A 21,658-nucleotide genomic window follows, 5' to 3' on the forward strand; every position below is an offset into this window, starting at 1 on the left:
CTACGGATAAAGTTTTACCTCTTGCCATATTTAAATATAGGAAGAGTTAATAAAATATTGATTAACAATACATTTTTTTATACAAATAAAAGAGGGTGCCTCATTTATTTATGAGACACCCTCTTCTATTTTACATTGACGCACCGCCAGGAGGAGGACCTCCCGGCATTCCGCCACCCGGAGGGCGCATAAAGCGCATTTCACGTGGCGGACCTTCGCGGTTGTTATTATTATTTGAACCAAACTTACGCAGGAAATATGTAAAGCTGACCATGAAGTAGCGTTGTAATACCATGTTCTGCGTATCCTGAATATAATTCTCTCCCGTAGTACGGCTGATACTCACATTTTGTTTCAGCAGGTCGTAAGCATAGAATTTAAATTGTCCCTGTTTTTTCTTTCCCACAAACTTAGATACATATCCGTTCAGTAAAGTGTAGTTTACATTGTAACCCGCAGCACGACCAGCATTCAACGTATACGTCATATCACTGCCTAGTTGAAAACCTGCAGGAAGATTGATATTGAAATCAAGAGAAAAAGAATAGTTGAAATAGTTCGTGTTATTGCTTGGCAGAATGTCATATCGTGCGGCTGCATATTGCACGCTACCGGATGTAGATACATCAAATAATTCTTTGTAGAAGTAGTTGAATGTAACACCCTCTGTCAGACTAAAGTTTCTGGTGTAGTACTTCGTAATATCCCTGAAATCTTTGTCTTCTCCGGTAAAACTTGCATCTCTTTTATAAGAGACATTCGTACTTACGTTCAGCGATGTTATATGATTTTTGATAGGAATAGAATTCACCATACTTCCACTTAATGAATACACACCATTTGTATTAATCGGTTTAGTGTATTGCTTACCGGTAGAGTCATCGGTGCGGTTTGCATTTACAATCTGATTGTTTGCAAACGTCGCATTTGCGTTGACAAAAATACCTCGGAATGAACTTCTGTTAAACGCATTGTAACCCGCCATCAGCGTATGTGTAAATGTAGGCTTCAGGTTAGGATTACCCTGTTGTACATATAAAGAAGAAGACAGGTCAGGCAGTGGTTGTAACTGAGAAATGGTAGGCTGTGTTGTACTACCATTGTATCGGAAACGGAACCTTCTGCCTTGCTCAAAGTTATAGTTGAAGCTTGCAGAAGGAAAATAGTTAACTGTGTTTTGCGTGATGTGTGTGTTTCTACTTACATTATCATTTACAAGACTGTTCCATTTCACATTCATGCCGAAGGTATAGTCATACTTGAACTTGTTTGTGCGTATGTTGATGCCTGCCTGGTTAGTAGAAAATGTATTTTCAAAGATGTTACTCAGACTATCATTCAATATATCATATTTACCCGAAGCATTCGCATCGTAGGTTAGATTCGTTGATGAACTGTAATTATTGCTGTATGTATAATTCAGTTCCAGATATCTGTCCTTCATCAATGGCTCGGTGTATGTGAGTGCAGCCTGATAATTTCTACCCAGGTTATTCGCATTCGTCTTCCTGTTATATCCGCTGCTATAGGCACTTGAAGTATCTGTTGCCACATAATTGTCCAGCGTGTTATAATAGTTCTGCCGGTCAGTAGTATTATATCCATACGTAAGGTTAGCACTTAGCGTACGACCCGCTTTATGGAATTTCTGACGATACAATGCGGAGCCTGCAAAGTTTGGAGATGAAGCACCGCTACGATTCATATTAGAACCATCGATAGATGTCACCTTGTTGTTATCCTGCTGCTGATAATAACTGGTAGAGTTAGTGCTACCATCCGTGTAGGTGAAGGTTGGTGTTAGGATCACGGAGTGGAAGGAGTCAATCTGGTACTCGATCCGCATATTCAGACGGTTATTCTTATTTTCTGTAAGAGAACCGGTTGTAGAGTTGTAATAGTAGGTACTATCTTTTGTAAAGGTTTGCCTGGCGTTTTGATTTTTGGTTTCAGTTTTTACGTCGTTGATGAAGTAACTTCCGTTTACTTTTAATTTCGATCCAAAGTCCTGGTTATAGTTGAAACCCGCATTCCAGTTGGTAGTGATACCAGTGCTGTTGTTACCTCCCAGGTTGCTGATGGTCGATTGTGCAGCTCCTCTTCCTCCGCCACCACTTCGGCCGTTGCTACCTCCGCTGCCATTGTTGCTGCTGGAGAAGTTGAATACATCCTGCATAGTAAAGCCCATGTTATTGACATTGTTTCCACTACCCAGGAAAGAGAGCTGCCTGTTATCGCGGAAGGCATTTGCATTTGCATTGACTGCAAAGCGATCGTCTGTACCGTAGCCGGCAGAAGCCTTTCCGAATACACCTTTTTTCTTGTCTTTTTTGATGGTAATATTGATGGCTTTTTCCGTGTTTCCATCATCTATACCAGTAAATTGCGCCTGATCTGATTTACGGTCTATCACCTGAATTTTATCAATCACCTCAGCAGGCAGGTTTTTGGTGGCAAGTTTTGGATCATCGCCAAAGAATGGTTTACCATCTACCAATATTCGTTTTACAGTTTCGCCTTGTGCGGTAACTGTTCCATCTTTATCCACAGTAACACCGGGCAGTTTCTTGAGCAGATCTTCCACCACTGCATTTTCACGTGTCTTGAAGGCATCCGCATTAAATTCGAGGGTATCTTTTTTTACTACTACAGGGGGTACTTCCTGTATAATCTCTACTTCCCCGAGGGTGATACCTTTGCCCTGCAGGTGAATGGTACCCATATCTACTACAGGTTGTGCAGCAGATACAGTAATGCTTTTGAAGATAGGCTTGTAACCAAGGTAAGTGATGTATACCCGGTATCCGCCCGCAGAGAGACCTGTAAAGCTGAATCCTCCTTTTTTGTCGGTAAATGCAGTCGCTGCAAGAGAAGAATCTTTGCCATTCAGCAAAGCAACAGTGGCGTCAGCCAGCGGATGTGAAGCGGATGAGTCAGTCAGTTGGCCTTTAACCTGGCCTGATTGCGCGCTGGAAACAAGCGCAATCAGGATCAGGCATAAAGTCATAAAGGAGATCCTTTTCATGAGGAGGATGTGAGTTAATGTAGATGTCTGTTTAATTCCTGTTTTGTCTGTCACGGAATTTCTGCATAGCCTCCCGACGCATGTTGCGCAGGTCTTCTTCACTCACTTTCTCCGCATTACCGGGCAGGTTAACTTTCTCAGCAGGTACTGGTTTAAATTCTACTTTTTTTGCTGTAAAGGAACGATTACTGCTTTCTGCCGCCAGTACTACCCCATTGGGTTCTGGTAACAGGCCATTTACCGGACTGTAGCTGAAAGGCAGTTCCGTGGTATACCATACAGTATAAGTTTCATCCCGTACAGTTACAGCTGCTTTTTTACAATTATAGCCAGCAATTTTTTTCGTCTTATCTCCGGGTTTTACATCTTTTGCCGGACGGTAATCTTCTTCTGCAAAGAAGGTTTTGGTAGAGTCATCAGGTTTGGTAAATGTTTGGAGATATTTGTGAGACTGCAGGTCTACGAATCCGCCACCCATCATACCAAAGCCACCACGGAAACGGCCACGTCCTCCACCCTGACCAGGGCCACTATTTCCTTGAGGAGGAGCACCGCCCGGAGGAGGACCTTGTTCGCCACCACTACCCGGAGGAGGTCCCTGGCGATCCCTTCCGCCAAAGTCGGGACGTTCTGTCTCCAGCTTACCATGGCCAGCTGAGAAAAAGAAATGTTGGTTTATAGTGATTACCTGCCCTTCTTCATCGCTTCCATCACCGCCTCTGGGAGGCATTTTTTGACTCACTTCATAGTCTATCACGCCGCTGTTCTTATCCTGTGCCTGTGCCGTAAAGCCTGTGAAGGCAATCAGGGCGGCACCTAAGAGGGTTTTTGATAAATGGTTCATGTGTTTGTTTTTTTGCTCTCACAAAAGTCAATATTCAGCACACATTTTCAGGTTAAATAGCTTTATTTATTGTTAATTACTGTTAAGAAAAGAACATAATATGGGCGCTATGGTTAAGGTTCCTTATTTACTGTTAATTACTGTTAATAGGATAGCCGTGATAACCTTATAATCAAATAGCTTTGCATGATAAATTCATTGAGATAATGCGCCAGCGGATCCGAAACATTCTGATACTCATGTGTATATGCATTTTAGGCATCTACATGTTCCAGGGGTACTGGTTATATAACTCCTATCATGTACAGTTGGATCAGTTCAGTAAAGATATCAACGAATCATTGCGTACGGCCGTTTATAACAAACAGTTTGCCGATGTACGCCGTTATTTCAGGCGCTATGGCAGAGAGCACGGCGATAGCCTGAGGGGCCCCGGTGAGCTACCACCGCCACCTGGGCCGGAAGATGGTGAAAGACATGTATTTAACGATGCCAGTCATCATCCGGCTTCTCATCAGAATCCTAACAGAATCTATGCTGATACACTGGCGCGGCAAATTTCCGACTTCCTCTTATTGAACAATATCACAAGTGATAGTGTCAAACTCATAAAGCTGGATTCCATTTTTAGCTCGGAACTACACAATCGCCAGATAAAAACAGACTTCCGCCTGGATACTTTTCATATCAGCTTCGATGGTTTTGCAAGGGATAGTTTCCGTGACAGTCTGCGCAGACGCAGCCCTCAGAAGACCAGTAAAATTCCATTCAATCCGGCCAGCAATTTGTTTGTGCAGGCAGTATTTGAGTCTCCGATGTCTTACATCCTGGCCAAAATGACCTGGACTCTTGTAGGCTCTTTTATGCTGCTGGTGCTTACCACGATCTGCTTTATCTACATGTTGCGCACCATCCTGAAACAGAAGAAACTTTCAGAGGTAAAGAATGATTTCATCAACAATATGACGCATGAGCTGAAGACACCTATCGCAACTGTATATGCAGCCGTAGAAGCCATGCAGAATTTCAATGCACTGAATGACCAGCGTAAAACGCAAACCTACCTGGACATCTCCAAACAGGAATTGCAACGGTTGTCCGATCTGGTTGAAAAGGTATTGCACATCGCATCAGAAGAAAGAGAAGAAATAGAGCTGTACAGGGAAGATACTGACATGAACGAGATCATGGATACGATCATTACCAACCATCAGCTCAAAACCCACAGACCAGTGCAATTCAGGTATGATAACCTGATTGGTGACCGGTTGGTGGATGTGGACCGTACACACCTGTCAAATGCCATCAGCAACCTGGTGGACAATGCCATCAAGTACTCAGGAGAATTACCTGTAGTACATATCCGCAGTTCCATAGAAAACGGTAACTTGATCGTTCGGGTGAAAGACAATGGGATCGGTATTCCTAAAACATACCAGGAAAGTATCTTTGATACTTTCTTTCGGGTACCCACCGGCAATCTGCATAATGTGAAAGGTTTCGGACTGGGACTCAGTTATGTAAAAAAGATCGTAGAACTGCATGGTGGCCGTATCACAGTACATAGTGAGCCGGATAAAGGCAGTGAATTTATAATACAGATACCTGTTTGAGATTAAATCTGTTTCTATGGCTAAAATATTATTGATAGAAGATGAATGGCAACTGGGACAAATTGTGAAGGATAGTCTGGAGATGCGTGGTTTTGAAATGCTCTATGCTTCAGATGGAAAGGAAGGGCTGGAACTCTACCAGCAGCATAAACCGGATGTGGTGGTGCTGGATATTATGATGCCAAACATGGATGGGTTTACTGTGACTACAGAGATCAGGAAACAGGACAAATTAACCCCGATCATTTTCCTTACGGCTAAGTCTCAGACGGCAGATGTGGTAAAAGGATTTGAACTGGGAGGCAATGACTACCTGAAAAAGCCATTCAGTATGGATGAACTGATTGTAAGGATCAAAGCGCTGCTGCAGCGATTCAATGACCAGCCGGCGGCACAGGAAACATCCGGTACTGACGTCATCCAGATTGGCCAGTACCAGTTTAATTATACCAAGCAGACCCTGACCCGCGACCATGAAACGGCCTTCCTTTCCCATCGGGAAGCCGAAATACTGCGGCGCTTGTCAGAAAACCTGAACCAGGTGATAGAAAGAAAAAGCGTGCTGCTGGATCTGTGGGGGGATGACAGCTTTTTTAATGCCCGCAGCATGGACGTTTTTATCACCAAATTGCGTCGCTACCTGAAAGATGACCCAAGGGTACAAATTGTCAATATCCGGGGAGTGGGTTATAAATTAATTTTCTGAGTATATCATTATCTTTGCTGTCTTATGGATCACATAGAACAGCAAATAGCTGCCTACAAACAGGAAATCCAGGCATTTGAACCGGCCACAGCTGCCGACCTGGAAGCATTCCGTATCAAATTCCTTGGCACAAAAGGGATTGTAAAAGCTATATCCGGAGAAATGGCGAACGTGCCCAAAGAGCAGAAAAGAGAATTCGGGTTACTGCTCAACGGGTTTAAACAAGTCGCTGAAGAGCGCTATGCGCAGTTTGAACACCTGAAAGATGGTGCCGGTGCCGCCTTTACTGATGCGGATTTTACCCTGCCTGCGGAACCTCATCGCCTGGGCACCCGTCATCCTATCAGCATTGTAAGAAATAACATCATCAGCATATTTGAGCGCCTGGGTTTTGCTATCGCAGAAGGGCCTGAAATAGAAGATGACTGGCATAACTTTACCGCACTGAACTTGCCGGAAAACCATCCGGCCAGGGATATGCAGGATACTTTTTACATCAGCAAGGCCCCGGATTGGTTGCTGCGTACCCATACCTCTTCCGTACAGGTTAGAGCAATGGAGAAGGGTCAGCTGCCTATCCGTATCATCTGCCCCGGTCGCGTATACCGCAATGAAACTATTTCAGCCCGTGCACACTGCTTCTTCCACCAGGTAGAAGGGTTGTATATAGACGAAAACGTTTCTTTTGCCGATCTGAAACAAACCCTTTATCACTTCGTGAAAGAGCTGTTTGGTGAAGATACCCGTATCCGTTTCCGCCCTTCCTACTTCCCTTTCACTGAGCCAAGTGCAGAAATGGATATTTCCTGCTTTATCTGTGGCGGTAAAGGTTGTAACGTATGTAAACATACCGGATGGGTAGAAATCCTGGGCTGTGGTATGGTACATCCTAAAGTGCTGGAAAACTGTGGAATCGATCCTGAAAAATACACAGGGTTTGCATTTGGTATGGGTATAGAACGTATTACCATGCTGAAATACCAGATCAAGGATCTGCGGTTGTTCTCAGAAAATGATGTACGATTCCTGGAACAATTTGAAGGGACAGTTTAGCAACGAGTATATTTAAATATATTTACAGACAGGAGAAAAGCGCGCAATTGAATCATCCATACGCCTTTTCTCCTGTTTTTCTTTTTAACCCCAAATGATAGCAATGATCGACCTGGAACAAATGCAAACAATTGCTGTATGCGGAGCAGGCACAATGGGCGCTGGCATAGCACAGGTAGCCGCAGTAAGCGGTTTCAGCACAGTATTGTTCGACGTACAACCAGCAATGCTGGAGAAAGCCAGGCAACAGATCGCTAGTCAGTTATCCGCCCTGGAGCAAAAAGGGAAACTGAAGGAGGGAATGGTGAATCAGATCATGGAACGCCTGCATTTTACAGCATATACCAGCGATGTAAAGGCAGATGTGATCATAGAAGCTATTGTAGAAAAGCTCGACATTAAAACAGCGTTATTCCGGGACTTAGCGGCTGTGAACAATGAGTATACAATCTTCGCTTCCAATACCTCTTCCCTTTCCATATCATCCATTGCAGCGGCGGTTCCCTATCCTGAACGGGTAGCAGGTATGCACTTTTTCAATCCTGCTCCGGTTATGAAACTGGTAGAAATTGTGAGTGGCGAAAAAACAGCGGATAGGGTATCACAACTATTACAGGCATTGGCGGTAAAGATGTGGAAGACACCAGTACAGGTCAGGGATACGCCTGGCTTTATTGTGAACAGAGTGGCCCGGCATTACTATTTGGAAGCAATGCAGGTGGCTGTAGAAGGAATTGCTCCATACAAAACGATAGATCGCCTGCTGGAAAGTGCAGGTTTCAGAATGGGGCCTTTTACCCTGATGGACCTGATCGGCAACGATGTAAATCTGGCCGTAACGCAATCCTTGTATGAAGCATTTGCAAAGGCTCCCCGTTTCACGCCAAATCCATTACAGATCGCCTGCGTGCAGGCCGGTGACTTAGGAAAGAAGACCGGAAAAGGGTTTTATAATTATCTTTAGACAAACGGAACAAGATTACATGATATTAGTAACAGGAGGAACCGGATTTTTAGGCAGTCATTTATTACGAAAACTGGTAAAAACAGGCATACCTGTAAGGGCATTATACCGCAAGGAAATACCTGAACAGCTCAAAGACATTGCAGATAAGATTACCTGGATCAAGGGGGACGTACTGGATGTATGCATTCTGGAAGAAGCCATGGAAGGAATTGAAAAAGTCTATCACTGTGCCGGTGTGGTATCATTCCGTCCGGAAGCCCGTGAACAGATTATGAAAGTGAACATAGATGGTACTGCAAATGTGGTGAACCTGGCGCTGGATGCAGGCGTAAAAAAACTGGTGCATGTAAGTTCTGTAGCTGCTTTGGGTCGCGCAAAAACCGGGCACATGATCGATGAAAACAACGAGTGGCAGGATAGTCATCATAATTCACAATATGCCGTGAGTAAGTATAAGGCAGAGATGGAAGTATGGAGAGGTATCGCCGAAGGGTTGCCTGCTGCTATCGTAAATCCTTCTATTATTCTGGGATCTGATTACTGGGAGGACGGCTCCGGCTTGCTCATCAAGAGTGCATGGAAAGAATTTCCTTATTATACAGAAGGGGTCACAGGTTTTACAGATGTCGAAGATGTGGCAGAGGTGATGATCCGCCTGATGGACAGCAATATCAGCGGGCAGCGCTACGTAATCTCAACCGACAACTGGCGCTATGTAGATCTGTTTACAGAAATGGCGATACAACTGGGCAAAAAGCCGCCGCATAAGCTGGTAAAACCATGGCAGGCAGAGTTAGTATGGCGGATAGAAACATTGAAAAGTAAGATCACCGGCAAAAAGGCGGTGTTAACGAAAGAAACAGCGCATACCGCACAACTGAAAGTGTACTATAGCAACGAAAAGATCAAAACAGCCTTTCCTGACTTTACGTTTACGCCGCTGAAAGATACCATTGCCCGTATGAGTAAGGCCTATCTGAAAAAGATGCAATCCTCATCTCAGCAATAAGGCGGCCATGGCCGCAGCAACAATACAGCGCTGCTCCTCTTTTAAATTATTCAGGTCTAACCATACCCGGGGATGAGTACCGGGTATGACGGCTGCCACCACCTTCTTCCGGGATACAAATTCGTACCGGATATTCTCATAAGAGTTTACAATGCCAAAATGGTTATTGGCCGTTACTTTGATCTCTCCCAGTGAGGAGCGGAGAATGCCTGCCTGCTTGTTTTCATTCAGCTCCAGATAAGTCATATTCCGAAGGATCATTTCCCAGTTACCTGGCGAAGAATCGCCAGCCTGGATGACTATATAAGTAAATTTATTGTCGCTCTCTGCATGTTCCAGCACTGACGGTAACGAACGATCTGAAAAAGCGATGCGAGGGGTATAAAGGGCCTGAATATGAGCCTTACTACCCGTTTTGCAGGTATCACATAGGAGGAGGAAATTGAAGGCGTCAATGGGGTTTTTAATGAAGGACAGGGAAGCGGGTTGATCGATTCCGTTTTTACGCTCAGCGGTGGTATACTTATCAAAAGAGATCGTTTTGGCGGTAAACCATCCGTCTTTTATCGTGACGGGAATTTCTGTGAGCCCTTTCTGGGCTACGCAGGTCAGGGTTGAAAACAGCAGGAGTAATGTTCGGAAAAGCATGTTCCAAATGTATAAAAAAATAGCTTCTGCCTATGACAGAAGCTATTTACGAAAGCGTTTATTTATTCTTTAATTTTTCCCAGATCTCTGGAATGCGTTTGATCCAGGCTACTTCCTTCATCTTCGCACGTGCATCATCTGCCGGCGTACCGAAGTAGGTCTTACCACCCTCCAGCGAACCCGGTACACCGCTTTGTGCCAGCACCACAGCTCCCTTACCGATCACCAGGTCTTTGGATACACCCACCTGACCCCACAGGATCACATTGTCTTCAATGTGCGCTTTACCACCGATTCCTACCTGTGCCGCAAAGAGGCAGTTGCGACCTATAATGGTGCCATGACCGATGTGGATCATGTTATCGAATTTAGTACCACGACCAATAATGGTATCACCACTTACACCTTTGTCAATCGTACATCCGGCGCCGATCTCCACATCATCTTCAATGATCACGCGGCCACAGCTCTCCATCTTATCATACATCACTTCCCTGTCAGCTCTTTTCTTAAAGTAAAATGCATCTGCACCAATTACAGTACCTGCATGAATGATTACATTGTTGCCAATCACGGTATGATCGTAGATAGTCACATTAGGATGGATAATACAGTTCTCTCCAATCGTCACGTGATTACCGATGAATACATTCGGTTGAATGATCGTGTCCTTCCCAATTACCGCAGTATCGCTGATGGGTTTGGTCGCTGGCTCAAAAGGACGGAACCTTTTCACAATTTTAACATAAGCACTGAACGGATCAGGTAATACAAGTAGTGTCTTACCAGGAGGACAATCAACTTTTTTATTGATGATAATAATTGTTGCTGCGGAACGCAGACACTTATCGTAGTACTTTTCAAAGTCTACAAATGAAATATCACCTGGAGTAACCTTATGTATTTCGTTAATGCCGGTTGCCATTTGCTGATCGTTGCCTTCCAGCTCTGCGCCTATGTATGCGGCGATTTCGGTTACCGGTATCGGAGCATTGAACTTCATATATTCTGCTGTTTAGTGCAGCAAAGGTAGGTGAGAATCGGGATATTATCGTTTGCGGAAGTATGGTTTGAGCATCGCCTGAAAAAAACTTTCGGCCACACTTTTTAACTGTTGTTATCCACACTTTTTTTACTGGTGTGAATAAAAAAGTTTGCTTTTTTTTTCTTTTGTGATAAAATTCTTTTTAATATTGTGTAGGGAATTTTTGTTCCCTGTACTTACTAACCCATTCACATAACAAGAAAGTCTGATTGTAAAAACGGTCAGACTTTTTTTATGCCTGCTCAACTCCTTTATTCATCAATGTTTCAGCTGATCGTTCCTTAAAATAATGTGATCGCTTATCACAGAATGAGTATTCCATTTTCTGGAAAAAATTCTATTCCCGGGATACTCATTCAGCGTAAAGCAATAAGAATGAAGTTAATAAGATTTAGATAGCACTACTGAACAGCTGTGATTGAGGTTGCCTGCGCCATAAACGCGCGTCAAATGCCATACAGATATTACGGATAAATGGACGCCCTTTTTCCGTTACAAAAACTTTCTTGGGTCTTACGGCAACTAAACCGTCTTTTTCAAGTTCCTGCAATCTTTGCAGACCTTCTACAATTGCATCACACTGCACATCCGCCTTATTCCAGGTCGTTTCAAAGTTGCACATCAGTGCCTGAATATGGCGGCGCAGTAACAAGTCTTCCGTGCTCAGAATATGTCCTCTTACCACCGGGAACTCATCTTTATTCACCCTTTCCATCCAGCGGTCAATCGTTTTCTCATTCTGTGTATAAGCATACCAGCTATCACCGATAGACGATGCACCTAAACCTATCATCAGGGAAGTGTGATGATCTGTATAGCCCATAAAATTGCGGTGAAGGGTACCCTCCTGCGCTGAGCGGTACAGGGAGTCATGTGGACGGGCAAAGTGATCCATACCTATTTCGGTGTACCCGTTTTCGGCAAACATTATTTTGCCTGATTCATACAGTGCCCGTTTTTCTTCATCTTTAGGCAGGTCTGCCTCAGAATATTTACGCTGACCGTTTCCCTTGATCCAGGGTACGTGTGCATAGCTGTAAAATGAGATCCTGTCCGGCCCCAGTTGAATAATCTTATTAATGGTATCCTGTACACTTGCCATGGTCTGCAAAGGCAGTCCATATACCAGGTCATAGTTGATGGAAGTATAACCAATCTCTCTCGCCTCGTTGGTTACCCGCTCTACCGTTTCATAAGGTTGTATACGGTTGATGATATCCTGCACCCTGGGATCAAAATCCTGGATACCCAGGCTCATACGTCTGAACCCTAAACTATACAGGGTCTGCATATGTGCCACGGTTGTATTGTTAGGATGCCCTTCGAAACTAAGTGATGCATCAGAAATCAGGTCAGCATGCTCGTAAATGCCGCTGATCAGTACCGCCAGGTTTTCGGCACTGAAGAAGGTAGGAGTACCTCCGCCAAGGTGAATTTCGCGGATACGGGGGCGTTTTTCAAACAGTTTGAGGTATAGGCCCCATTCACGTAAGATAGCGTCCATATAGGGCTTTTCCACCCCGTGGTTGACTGTTATATACTTGTTGCACCCACAGTAGGTACATAACTTTTCACAATAAGGAAGATGTATGTAAATGCTGATACCCTCGGTTGAGTTAGTAGCCTTAAAAGACTCCTGCAGGGATTGTTTCCAGCTGGTAGCATCGAAGGTTGATTCATCCCAGTAGGGAACGGTTGGATAACTGGTATACCTTGGTGCAGCGGTATTATATTTCTGAATGAGCGTCATTGTAATCAAGGTTTAATACAGTGTAAAGAAACCCTCTCTTCCTGAGGGGAAAGTACCGGGCTGATATAAGGTATGCCCAGGTTCAGGCCACGCATGATGAGTAATATGGCCATAATACCTGCTATAACGGGAATAAAGCGCCTTACTCTGGTGCGGAATTGAACACTGATCAGCTCTGTGAACCAGCTAACCGCTACCATCGCGGGTAAAGTACCTGTGCCAAATGCTGTCATGAAGAGTGCGCCCTGCCAGGTCGCACCGGTAGCTATCGCCCCGGCTATGGCAAAATAGACCAAACCACATGGCAATAAGCCATTGAAAAAACCGATTGCATAAAGTGTACTGAAACGACGTTGACGGAGTAAATTACCAAGGATCGATTTAATCCTCCTGGTATAAAATCCCCCTATTTCCGGAAGGCGAAATGATTTCCATCCGTACTGAAAAAAAATGACCAGCAGCAATAATCCTCCTACCGTAATAGAAAGCCATTGCTGCAGGCCACCCAGATAAAATTGCCTGCCCAGCCATCCGAAAAAGATACCAAGGCCGGTGTAAGCACTCACACGTCCTGCATTGTACAGTAATATGCCTCCCAGCCTGCGCGTACCTTCCAGATGCTGAACCGGCAAAGTAAGCGCTATCGGCCCACACATACCTATGCAGTGAAAACTGCCTATAAAACCGAGCGAAAGCGCATAAAGAAATGTCAGGAACATAGTGTGATATTTAAATTAGTTCACCGATATATTCTCTTCCTGGAAATAGTGTTTCCCATTAGCATCCCATTCCATCTGAACCTGGTATTGACCCTTGCTCAGTTTCTGTTTGCTGATGCTGACTGTACCCTCTACACCGGAGCGAAGCGGAACAGTGACATCCTGACGGGAATCTGCTGCCTTGTAGAAATATATCTTACCACTCAGCGGGGTCCCCTGCATTTCAGGAGGGAAGGTGATCGCTATCTGATCGCCGGCCTGATCGATCCTCACCGGTGCTGAAAGCAATGCTGCCTCTTTACGTCCATCTATCACCTGTTGGTATTTCAGCTCTTCCGCATAATAATCATTATTCACCATCTCCACATGTGCATGCATACTCTTGGTAACCAATGTGAGTATACCGGCGGCAAAAAGAACGAATACTACGATGATGCTATGTCCCCAGTTCATGATGATTAGTTTATTTAAGTTATTGGATCGGTCCCAGGAAAGTAGTTTTGATGGAACCAGTTTTCTTGTCGCCCGCATATAATGCTACATGCAGTACGGTTTTCCTTTTGTCGATTGCTCGCTTTGGCAATACGATAAAGAAGGTGCCTTCTCCCTGCGCTTCCGCTCTTACCCTGATCACAGGAGCTCCAATTGACTGTATACGACCTTCAATACCCTCCAGTTTTAATGTCAGCGGAATATCGGCGGTCGTTTTATTGATCAGTTTTATACTGTACAGATTGGATACGCTGTCCTCTCCCCTCTCCTGGTACAACATTCCCGGAGTACGAATGATGTCGCCACCTACCGGCTGTCTGCTAGCCAGCATAAAAGTGATGGCAGCGAGAATCAGTACCAGGATAGTGCTGTACACCTTCATACGGGCCGTGATCGTCAGCGGTTGTTTGCTGGCAATACCGTCTTCTGATGCGTAACGGATCAGGTTCAGCGGTCTGTTTACCTTTGACATCATGAAGTTACATGCATCAATACAGGCGGTACAACCTACACATTCCAGCTGGGTACCATTACGGATGTCAATACCTGTGGGGCATACCTTCACACATTGCGCACAGTCTATACAATCCCCGAAGTTTGCATCCTGTTGTTTTTTGAAATGGCTTCTTGGTTCTCCTCTGGAGTAATCGTAAGCCACAATCACGGAGTTTTTGTCAAGCAATGCGCCTTGTAGACGGCCATAAGGACAAACTATCGTACAAACCTGCTCCCTGAAAAAAGCAAAGACGCCATAAAAAATGCCTGAAAATGTGAGCATGGCAGTAAGACCGCCAATATGTTCAGTTACAGGTCCCGTAATAATGCGCGAAAGGTTATCTATTCCAATAATGTAAGCTAGAAAGGTGTTAGCTATCAGGAATGAAAGCAAATAAAAGAACACGTGTTTGCTGGTCTTTTTGAAAATCTTGTCTGTAGTCCAGGGGGCTTGATTCAGTATCCGTTGTGCAGCGGCATCGCCTTCTACCCAGTACTCTATCTTCCGGAAAAGCATCTCCATAAAGATGGTCTGGGGGCATGCCCAGCCGCAAAAGAGGCGGCCAAAGGCCATCGTGAAGATAACTATGAAGAGAATAAAGGCAACCATTGACAACCCAAAGATGAAGAAATCCTGGGGCCAGAAAATAGCGCCGAAGAGGATAAAACGACCTTCAACTACGTTAATCAGAAAAAGGGGCCGGCCGTTTACTTTAATAAACGGTCCGGCAAAAAACGCTATGAAATAGAGATAACTAAGAATACTTCTCGCATTATAAAGTTTACCCTTAGGTCTCTGTGCATAGATCCAATTGCGTTTCCCTTGTTTATTCACAGTCGCCAAACTGTCTCGAAACGTTGTATCCATTGTAGACACTTTAAAATTGGGCCGGAACTGGTTTCCGTTTACCGGTCAGTCCGGCCCGTAAAAGGTTATTTTTCCAGATTACCCTGTGGCTCCTTTGGATTAGGAGGATTAGAGCCATGGATGCTTTTGATATAGCTTGCCAGCTGTGCCAGCTGTACCGGAGAGAAATCATCTTTCCATGACTTCATCCCTTTTTCTGGTACACCATACTTGATGGTAGTGAACACTTTATTGATGCTTCCACCGTGTAACCAGTAGTCATCCGTGAGGTTGGGCCCTACCACTCCCTGGCCCTGAGGACCATGACATGGAGCACAGTTACTCGCGAAAAGCTTTTGTGCTGCAGCGAGATCCGCAGGATCGGTCAGCTGTTTTACTGTATTCTCATCCACATTGTTCGCCGCATTTTTCAGATAGGCAGCTTTTGCTTCATCCGCTTTCGCATTAGCCATGGCCAGCTCTTCTATCTGTGAAGGTGCTGAGTGAGCAACCTGGAATCGCCAGAGATATACTACTGCGAAAACAATACTGATGTAGAAACCATATCTCCACCACGGAGGTGTAGGATTATTCAACTCATGAATACCATCATAGTCATGACCCATGTCTTCTTCAGCTTCTGAATCAGCATCCAGTGTCCTGGTCGCATTCAGCTTCTCCAGCCAGTGAATACGAGGTTTCACTTCTATGCCCGCTTCAGCTGCTGCAATGGCAGCTTTCTCTGCTTTTACTTTGCGCCTGCTCTTGATACCTACCAGGATACGGAGCGCGTACAACAGCGCAATAATTACGAGCAATTCAAGGCCGATTACAGAAATCAGCAGGTAAAAGGAAGATTTGGACAGACCGCTGATCGTGTTTGTTGCTGCTGTGGATGTGACCGCGTCCTGTGCCATAGCACCAGATGCGGAAAAGAGACAGCCTACCAGCAAACCTCCAATCAGCAGGGCTTTACTGTTTTTAAGTCTTTCTTTATAGATATCGATGGCTCCGATTACAGCACTACCCAATATTACGATAGCGATAAACAAGCCTACGATCACGGTGAGGAGTACGATAGCTACAGGGTGACCCAGTTCTGATGGGCCATCTGGCTTGTAGGAGGTGTATTCTTCCGCAGCCGCAGGTAAGCTGGCCAGCAGTGAGAACAACAGTGTTGTATTAAAAAGTCTTTTCTTCATTGTTGGTCAGGTTTCAGCTTTCGTCTAATGGGATATTACTGATGTGGTCCACCATTCCTTTGGGCGCTTTGAAGGCCCAGATGGCTGCTGCTACAAAGAACAGCGAGAAGAGAACCAGTGATATCATCGGGTAAATGCTTACACCGGTGATGGATTGCAGATAGTTTATGAACTTCATGATAAATCAGTTTATTTCGTTTTGATATCCTTACCCATTCTTTGCAGGTAAGCAATCAGCGCTACGATTTCACGATCTTTACCAACATGCAGTTTTTCTTTTTCCAATGAGCCGGCAATTTCACTTGCCTGCTTCTCCAGATCTGCGTTTGCCTGATTTTCATATCCTGGCGCATACGGCACACCGAGTTTGCGCATCACAGTGATCATTGCTGGTGTCTTTGTCTTATCCAATCTGTCTTCAAATAACCATGGGTATCTTGGCATAATTGAACCAGGTGACATAGAGGTTGGATCCAGCATGTGATTGTAATGCCATGAGTCAGGATACTTACCGCCTATTCTGGCCAGATCCGGTCCCGTACGTTTTGAACCCCACTGGAATGGGTGATCATATACGAACTCACCTGCTTTTGAATACTCTCCGTAACGGGCTACCTCATCACGGAATGGACGGATCATCTGTGAGTGACAGGTATAACAACCTTCACGGATGTAGATGTCACGACCATGCAGCTCCAGCGGTGTATAGGGTTTTACAGAGGTAATTGTCGGAATGTTGCTTCTTACCAGGAAAGTCGGTACCAGTTCCAGCAAGCCACCTATCGCTACTACTATCAGACTGAATACCGCCAGTTGGATAGGACGACGCTCGATCCAGTTGTGCCAGTGTGCCTTACCATGTACCTCGATTACTTTTGGCAGTGCCGGTGCTTCTGCTGCCTCGTCAGCTACAAACGTACCACGGCTGATTGTTTTCGCCAGGTTCACGATCATCAGTACCACACCGGAAATGTAGAACACACCGCCTACTGCACGCAATGCATACATGGGCACTACCGTGTGAACCGTTTCAAGGAACTGGTATTTCAGCTGTCCTTCTGCAGTAAATTCTTTCCACATCATGCTCTGCGTGAAAGCTGCCCAGTACATTGGAATTACATAGAAGATGATACCCAGGGTTCCCAGCCAGAAGTGAGTATTTGCCCATTTGCGGTTATACAGTTCCGTGTTGAAAATACGTGGCAACATCCAGTACAGAATACCGAAGGTCAGGAAGCCATTCCAACCCAGCGCACCTACGTGTACGTGAGCAATAGTCCAGTCTGTATAATGGCTGATAGCGTTTACGTTTTTCAGAGAAAGCATCGGACCTTCGAAAGTCGCCATACCATAACAGGTCAGCGCTACTACAAAGAACTTCAGTATTGCATCTTCTCTTACCCTATCCCATGCTCCACGCAAGGTGAGCAGACCATTCAGCATACCACCCCATGATGGAGCGATCAGCATGATGGAGAATACAGTACCCAGCGACTGTGCCCATTCAGGAAGAGCTGTATATAACAGGTGGTGAGGACCAGCCCAGATGTAAATAAAGATCAGTGCCCAGAAGTGGATAATAGACCAGCGATAGGAATATACAGGTCTGTTCGCCGCTTTGGGAACAAAGTAGTACATGAGACCCAGGTAAGGAGTCGTCAGGAAGAAAGCCACCGCGTTGTGACCATACCACCATTGTACCAGTGCATCCTGTACACCCGCATACCAGGAATAACTTTTCATGAAGCTCAGCGGCAACTCGAAAGAGTTGATGATGTGCAGCATGGCAATAGCTACCCATGTACCGATGTAAAACCATATGGCTACATACAGGTGAGCTTCTCTCCTTTTCAGAATAGTACCTAGCATGTTAGCACCAAATACGACCCAGATGAGCGTGATCGCAATATCCAGCGGCCATTCCAGCTCGGCATATTCCTTACCGGTAGTAAAACCCATGAACAGGGAAAGAGCACCACAGGCTATGATCGCCTGCCAGCCCCAGAAGTGAATTTTGCTCAGCAGGTCGCTGTACATGCGCGCCTTACATAAGCGTTGTAGTGAATAGTACACACCCATGAAAATACCGTTACCTACGAAAGCGAAGATGACAGCATTGGTGTGAACGGGCCGGATACGGCCAAAGGTTGTAGGTGCAAAGTCCAGGTTGATGCCCGGGAGTACCAGCGCCAGCGCAGCCCAAAGGCCTGCCAGCATACCAATAAGCCCCCAGCCAATACTGGCATATGCAAACCATTTCACGGTACGGTTGTCGTACGCAAATTTTTCAAGAGACATATCTGTGCGATTACGGATGACGAGTTGATCGTAGAAATACTAAAACTTCCTGTTGCTGATTACTTATTGCTGCTTACAATTCTGTGGAGTGGCAGTGTTGTTGTTACAAGGTGCTGTTGGTGTAGATCCGCTGGCGCGTTCGGTTGGCTTGTGCTCAAATAGAATTCGATGGGCCGGCGAGAAATGATCTTCAAACTGTCCGCTTCTTACCGACCAGATAAAGGCCGCCAGGAAACATATCGCCACCAGTAGACTGGCTCCTAGTAATAAAATGATCACGCTCATGGTGAGTTGTTTTAATTTCCATGAACAAAGCTAGCCTACTACACTTGCGGGGACGATGATGCTGCTCAAGGAATGCACTGATTTATATCAGCGCATTCCTTGAGCAGCATCCTGCTTTAATAAAGTGATTAGGAGAACCTTCAAAACCTGCCTTTTCCCCAAAGGGGCAAAAGCAGGTTTTTTGACTCAGGTAATGGCTTGTTTTTAGCGTCTGTCGGCCCATTCGCTCAGGCCATATGAGAGTAATATCATACTGATAGAGTTGGCTGGCATCAGTATAGCGGCGGTGAGCGGCGATAAGATACCCTGCACTGCAAAGGACAATCCGATCACGTTATAGATCAGAGATATGACGAAGCTAATGACAATGATCCGTTTGTTCGCTATACAGATCCTGATAAACTTCGGCAATCTGGTCAGTTGTCCCGCCTCTAAAATCCCGTCACTGGCGGGTGTAAAGTTGTTGCTGTCTTCGGTTAATGAAATACCTACATCACTCTGTTTCAGTGCACCGGCATCGTTGAGCCCATCACCTATCATCAGCACACGTCTGCCCTTTGTTTGCAAATCCAGTATGTAGTTTAATTTGTCTTGCGGTTGTTGTGTAAAACGGAGCGTAGCATCCGCTCCCATCAATGATTTCAGATAGCCCGCTTCCCGGTCATTATCCCCCGAGAGCAGAGAAAGGCGGTAGCCTTTTGTTCGCAGGCTTTGCAACAGGGCTCCTATGCCCTCACGATACTGATTCCCGATCAGAAAATAGCCCAATGGTTCCTCGTTAATTGCCACATATACAATGCTACCATCATTGTGAACTGCAGGTGTTCTTGTACCGGTAAAGGAAGCGTTACCCAATAGCACCTCATCATCCTGAATATATCCACTTACGCCCATACCAGTGGTGGTTTTAAACCCGCTCACAGGTACCCGGGGTATGCTATGATAAAAGGCACTGATCAGTTTACTCAGCGGGTGGGTAGACTGGGCTGCTACAGCGGCAATACTCATGATCTGCGCCCTGGAAAGCGTTGGACCATGCCAAGTGACAGGAATATCCTTGTTTCCTGTCAGGGTACCGGTTTTATCAAATACAATGTCTGTAATACCAGCCATTCTTTCAATCGCGCCCGCATTGCGCAGATATAATTTATGTCTGCTCAGGATACGAAGAATATGACCATTAGTAAAAGATGCTGCTAATAATAATGTACAGGGGCAAGCTACAATCAGGATTGACGTGGCTGCCGGCCAGATCCTGGTGGGATCGGATTTCCACCAGTAAAGAGCGGACAATGCTGCTATCGCCAGCAGGATCCAGGTAAAGTTACGCGCCACCAGGTGAATAAATGATTCCTGTCTGGTCGCTTTCTGTTTCAATTCATCCCGGTTCCAGAGACTGGTCAGGTAGCTTTGTGCTACTTCCTTAATCGTAAGAATTTCAATGTTCCCTTCTAACTGCTTGCCTCCCGCATATACAATCTCGCCTATTGATTTGCTCACCGGCACCGATTCGCCGGTTACAAAACTATAGTCAACGAGAGCGGTACCTTTTACCAGGATACCATCTGCAGGTATTAGTTCGTTGTCATGAATGAGTAAGGTGTCGTTCACTTTGATGTCAGGAAGTGCAGTAGGCACTTCCTTTCCATCTTTTATAATTGTAATGGCTAACGGGAAATATGATGTATAATCTCTGTCAAATGATAACCCCTGGTAAGTCTTGTCCTGCAGAATTCTGCCGATCAGCATGAAAAATACAATACCGGTCATAGAATCGAAATAACCAGATCCGGTCCCCGATATCACATCGACCAGACTACGTACAAAGGTCACTACAATGGCCAGTACAATCGGTGCATCAATGTTCAGAAAGCCAGTCTTGATACCGCTCCATGCTGATTTGAAAAATACCTGTGCGCTGTAGAAGAATACCGGGAGTGAAAGACTCACATTCAGTATCCTAAACATCACATTCATTTTCGCATCGGAATAACCATAGTTACCAAAGTATTCAGGGAAGCTGAGCAACATAATATTGCCAAAGCAGAAGCCGGCCACTCCCAGTCGATAGATCAGATCCCGCTGCATGCGGGGTTTCTTTTTCTGCATGTCCTGCAGACTGATATAGGGCTCATAGCCGATGCTGGTCAGTATTTCAGCAATACGGCGTAGGGTGGTCTCTGACTGGCGGTATACAATGCGTGCCTCTTTCCGGGTAAATGTCACAGTCACGCTTTCAACTCCCTTGTCCAGTTTATGCAGGTTCTCCAGCAACCAGAGGCAGGAGCTGCAATGAATATGTGGAATGTAAAAAGTGATATGTGTATGTTCGTCATCCCGGTACTGAAGCAGTTGCTGCTGGATCTTACTATCTTCCAGAAAGGCAAATTTATCCTTCCTCACAGGTATCCTCTGAGCAAGTCCGGGTTTATTATTTAAATTATAGTATTCACAGAGGTCATTCTCATTGAGCAGTTCGTACACCAGTTTACATCCCTGACAACAAAAGATCTTATCCCCAAGAACGATGGTCGTGTCAGCACAGGCCTCTCCACAATGTTCGCACTCCACCTCAACACCAGGGACGGCGGTAAATGTAGCCATGATAAAGGATTTGGTGCAAAAATACCGGCAAAGGAAAGGGGGAAAAATGACAGGAG

General features: G+C 45.2%; 18 protein-coding genes. 5 read left to right on the forward strand and 13 right to left on the reverse strand.

Translation table 11 applies throughout. The features are described from left to right. Positions 1-130 precede the first annotated feature (130 nt). Entirely contained in the window at positions 131-3,025 is a 2,895-nt protein-coding gene (locus ABDW33_RS08585) for an outer membrane beta-barrel family protein (protein ID WP_343689649.1), read from the reverse strand. 31 nt (positions 3,026-3,056) lie between these two features. Beyond that, the gene (locus tag ABDW33_RS08590; RefSeq protein ID WP_343689650.1) at positions 3,057-3,869 is read right to left on the reverse strand and encodes a GLPGLI family protein; all 813 of its coding nucleotides are present in this window, start codon (positions 3,867-3,869) and stop codon (positions 3,057-3,059) included. Between the two features lie 239 nt (positions 3,870-4,108). On the opposite strand from ABDW33_RS08590, the gene ABDW33_RS08595 reads away from it, so the two are divergent. From ABDW33_RS08595 to ABDW33_RS08615, 5 genes are all read left to right on the forward strand, one after another. Continuing rightward, positions 4,109-5,482 (forward strand): HAMP domain-containing sensor histidine kinase, encoded by a 1,374-nt coding sequence (locus tag ABDW33_RS08595; protein ID WP_343689651.1) that lies wholly within the window; start codon positions 4,109-4,111, stop codon positions 5,480-5,482. Between the two features lie 16 nt (positions 5,483-5,498). Then, positions 5,499-6,188 (forward strand): response regulator transcription factor, encoded by a 690-nt coding sequence (locus ABDW33_RS08600; protein ID WP_343689652.1) that lies wholly within the window; start codon positions 5,499-5,501, stop codon positions 6,186-6,188. Between the two features lie 24 nt (positions 6,189-6,212). Beyond that, complete coding sequence (gene pheS, locus ABDW33_RS08605; RefSeq protein WP_343689653.1) at positions 6,213-7,241, forward strand: phenylalanine--tRNA ligase subunit alpha; 1,029 nt, start codon at positions 6,213-6,215, stop codon at positions 7,239-7,241. A gap of 103 nt (positions 7,242-7,344) precedes the next feature. Continuing rightward, positions 7,345-8,205 (forward strand): 3-hydroxyacyl-CoA dehydrogenase NAD-binding domain-containing protein, encoded by an 861-nt coding sequence (locus tag ABDW33_RS08610; protein ID WP_343689654.1) that lies wholly within the window; start codon positions 7,345-7,347, stop codon positions 8,203-8,205. Between the two features lie 19 nt (positions 8,206-8,224). After that, a complete protein-coding gene (locus ABDW33_RS08615) occupies positions 8,225-9,217 on the forward strand; it encodes an NAD-dependent epimerase/dehydratase family protein (RefSeq protein WP_343689655.1) in 993 nt (330 codons plus the stop codon). On the opposite strand, the gene ABDW33_RS08620 is transcribed toward ABDW33_RS08615, so the two are convergent. The 11 genes from ABDW33_RS08620 to ABDW33_RS08670 form a co-directional block, all read right to left on the reverse strand. Continuing rightward, a complete protein-coding gene (locus tag ABDW33_RS08620) occupies positions 9,203-9,865 on the reverse strand; it encodes a hypothetical protein (RefSeq protein ID WP_343689656.1) in 663 nt (220 codons plus the stop codon). The genes ABDW33_RS08615 and ABDW33_RS08620 overlap by 15 nt on opposite strands. 58 nt (positions 9,866-9,923) lie before the next feature. Beyond that, positions 9,924-10,868 (reverse strand): UDP-3-O-(3-hydroxymyristoyl)glucosamine N-acyltransferase, encoded by a 945-nt coding sequence (locus ABDW33_RS08625; RefSeq protein WP_343689657.1) that lies wholly within the window; start codon positions 10,866-10,868, stop codon positions 9,924-9,926. Positions 10,869-11,301: 433 nt separating this feature from the next. Further along, positions 11,302-12,660 (reverse strand): oxygen-independent coproporphyrinogen III oxidase, encoded by a 1,359-nt coding sequence (hemN, locus tag ABDW33_RS08630; protein WP_343689658.1) that lies wholly within the window; start codon positions 12,658-12,660, stop codon positions 11,302-11,304. A 5-nt stretch (positions 12,661-12,665) separates the two neighbouring features. Continuing rightward, positions 12,666-13,379: a sulfite exporter TauE/SafE family protein gene (locus ABDW33_RS08635; RefSeq protein WP_343689659.1), complete on the reverse strand. Its 714-nt coding sequence runs from the start codon at positions 13,377-13,379 to the stop codon at positions 12,666-12,668. 15 nt (positions 13,380-13,394) lie between these two features. Then, entirely contained in the window at positions 13,395-13,832 is a 438-nt protein-coding gene (locus ABDW33_RS08640) for a FixH family protein (RefSeq protein WP_343689660.1), read from the reverse strand. Between the two features lie 19 nt (positions 13,833-13,851). Continuing rightward, positions 13,852-15,234, reverse strand: a complete 1,383-nt coding sequence (gene ccoG / locus ABDW33_RS08645; RefSeq protein ID WP_343689661.1) for a cytochrome c oxidase accessory protein CcoG — start codon at positions 15,232-15,234, stop codon at positions 13,852-13,854. Between the two features lie 65 nt (positions 15,235-15,299). After that, positions 15,300-16,415: a cbb3-type cytochrome c oxidase N-terminal domain-containing protein gene (locus ABDW33_RS08650; protein ID WP_343689662.1), complete on the reverse strand. Its 1,116-nt coding sequence runs from the start codon at positions 16,413-16,415 to the stop codon at positions 15,300-15,302. A gap of 13 nt (positions 16,416-16,428) precedes the next feature. After that, a complete protein-coding gene (locus ABDW33_RS08655) occupies positions 16,429-16,593 on the reverse strand; it encodes a CcoQ/FixQ family Cbb3-type cytochrome c oxidase assembly chaperone (RefSeq protein WP_343689663.1) in 165 nt (54 codons plus the stop codon). 11 nt (positions 16,594-16,604) lie between these two features. Next, entirely contained in the window at positions 16,605-18,713 is a 2,109-nt protein-coding gene (gene ccoN / locus ABDW33_RS08660) for a cytochrome-c oxidase, cbb3-type subunit I (RefSeq protein WP_343689664.1), read from the reverse strand. A gap of 63 nt (positions 18,714-18,776) precedes the next feature. Further along, positions 18,777-18,998: a cbb3-type cytochrome oxidase assembly protein CcoS gene (gene ccoS, locus ABDW33_RS08665; RefSeq protein ID WP_343689665.1), complete on the reverse strand. Its 222-nt coding sequence runs from the start codon at positions 18,996-18,998 to the stop codon at positions 18,777-18,779. A gap of 204 nt (positions 18,999-19,202) precedes the next feature. Beyond that, positions 19,203-21,602 (reverse strand): heavy metal translocating P-type ATPase metal-binding domain-containing protein, encoded by a 2,400-nt coding sequence (locus tag ABDW33_RS08670; RefSeq protein ID WP_343689666.1) that lies wholly within the window; start codon positions 21,600-21,602, stop codon positions 19,203-19,205. Positions 21,603-21,658 lie beyond the last annotated feature (56 nt).

The sequence above is a fragment of the Chitinophaga sp. genome (assembly GCF_039596155.1).
Taxonomy (GTDB): Bacteria; Bacteroidota; Bacteroidia; order Chitinophagales; family Chitinophagaceae; genus Chitinophaga.

Excerpts from the sequence above, each read along its gene's own strand:
- ABDW33_RS08585 (WP_343689649.1), bottom strand. The coding sequence starts at position 3,025 with ATGAAAAGGATCTCCTTTATGACTTTATGCCTGATCCTGATTGCGCTT.
- ABDW33_RS08590 (WP_343689650.1), bottom strand. The coding sequence starts at position 3,869 with ATGAACCATTTATCAAAAACCCTCTTAGGTGCCGCCCTGATTGCCTTC.
- ABDW33_RS08595 (WP_343689651.1), top strand. The coding sequence starts at position 4,109 with ATGTGTATATGCATTTTAGGCATCTACATGTTCCAGGGGTACTGGTTA.
- ABDW33_RS08600 (WP_343689652.1), top strand. The coding sequence starts at position 5,499 with ATGGCTAAAATATTATTGATAGAAGATGAATGGCAACTGGGACAAATT.
- pheS (WP_343689653.1), top strand. The coding sequence starts at position 6,213 with ATGGATCACATAGAACAGCAAATAGCTGCCTACAAACAGGAAATCCAG.
- ABDW33_RS08610 (WP_343689654.1), top strand. The coding sequence starts at position 7,345 with ATGATCGACCTGGAACAAATGCAAACAATTGCTGTATGCGGAGCAGGC.
- ABDW33_RS08615 (WP_343689655.1), top strand. The coding sequence starts at position 8,225 with ATGATATTAGTAACAGGAGGAACCGGATTTTTAGGCAGTCATTTATTA.
- ABDW33_RS08620 (WP_343689656.1), bottom strand. The coding sequence starts at position 9,865 with ATGCTTTTCCGAACATTACTCCTGCTGTTTTCAACCCTGACCTGCGTA.
- ABDW33_RS08625 (WP_343689657.1), bottom strand. The coding sequence starts at position 10,868 with ATGAAGTTCAATGCTCCGATACCGGTAACCGAAATCGCCGCATACATA.
- hemN (WP_343689658.1), bottom strand. The coding sequence starts at position 12,660 with ATGACGCTCATTCAGAAATATAATACCGCTGCACCAAGGTATACCAGT.
- ABDW33_RS08635 (WP_343689659.1), bottom strand. The coding sequence starts at position 13,379 with ATGTTCCTGACATTTCTTTATGCGCTTTCGCTCGGTTTTATAGGCAGT.
- ABDW33_RS08640 (WP_343689660.1), bottom strand. The coding sequence starts at position 13,832 with ATGAACTGGGGACATAGCATCATCGTAGTATTCGTTCTTTTTGCCGCC.
- ccoG (WP_343689661.1), bottom strand. The coding sequence starts at position 15,234 with ATGGATACAACGTTTCGAGACAGTTTGGCGACTGTGAATAAACAAGGG.
- ABDW33_RS08650 (WP_343689662.1), bottom strand. The coding sequence starts at position 16,415 with ATGAAGAAAAGACTTTTTAATACAACACTGTTGTTCTCACTGCTGGCC.
- ABDW33_RS08655 (WP_343689663.1), bottom strand. The coding sequence starts at position 16,593 with ATGAAGTTCATAAACTATCTGCAATCCATCACCGGTGTAAGCATTTAC.
- ccoN (WP_343689664.1), bottom strand. The coding sequence starts at position 18,713 with ATGTCTCTTGAAAAATTTGCGTACGACAACCGTACCGTGAAATGGTTT.
- ccoS (WP_343689665.1), bottom strand. The coding sequence starts at position 18,998 with ATGAGCGTGATCATTTTATTACTAGGAGCCAGTCTACTGGTGGCGATA.
- ABDW33_RS08670 (WP_343689666.1), bottom strand. The coding sequence starts at position 21,602 with ATGGCTACATTTACCGCCGTCCCTGGTGTTGAGGTGGAGTGCGAACAT.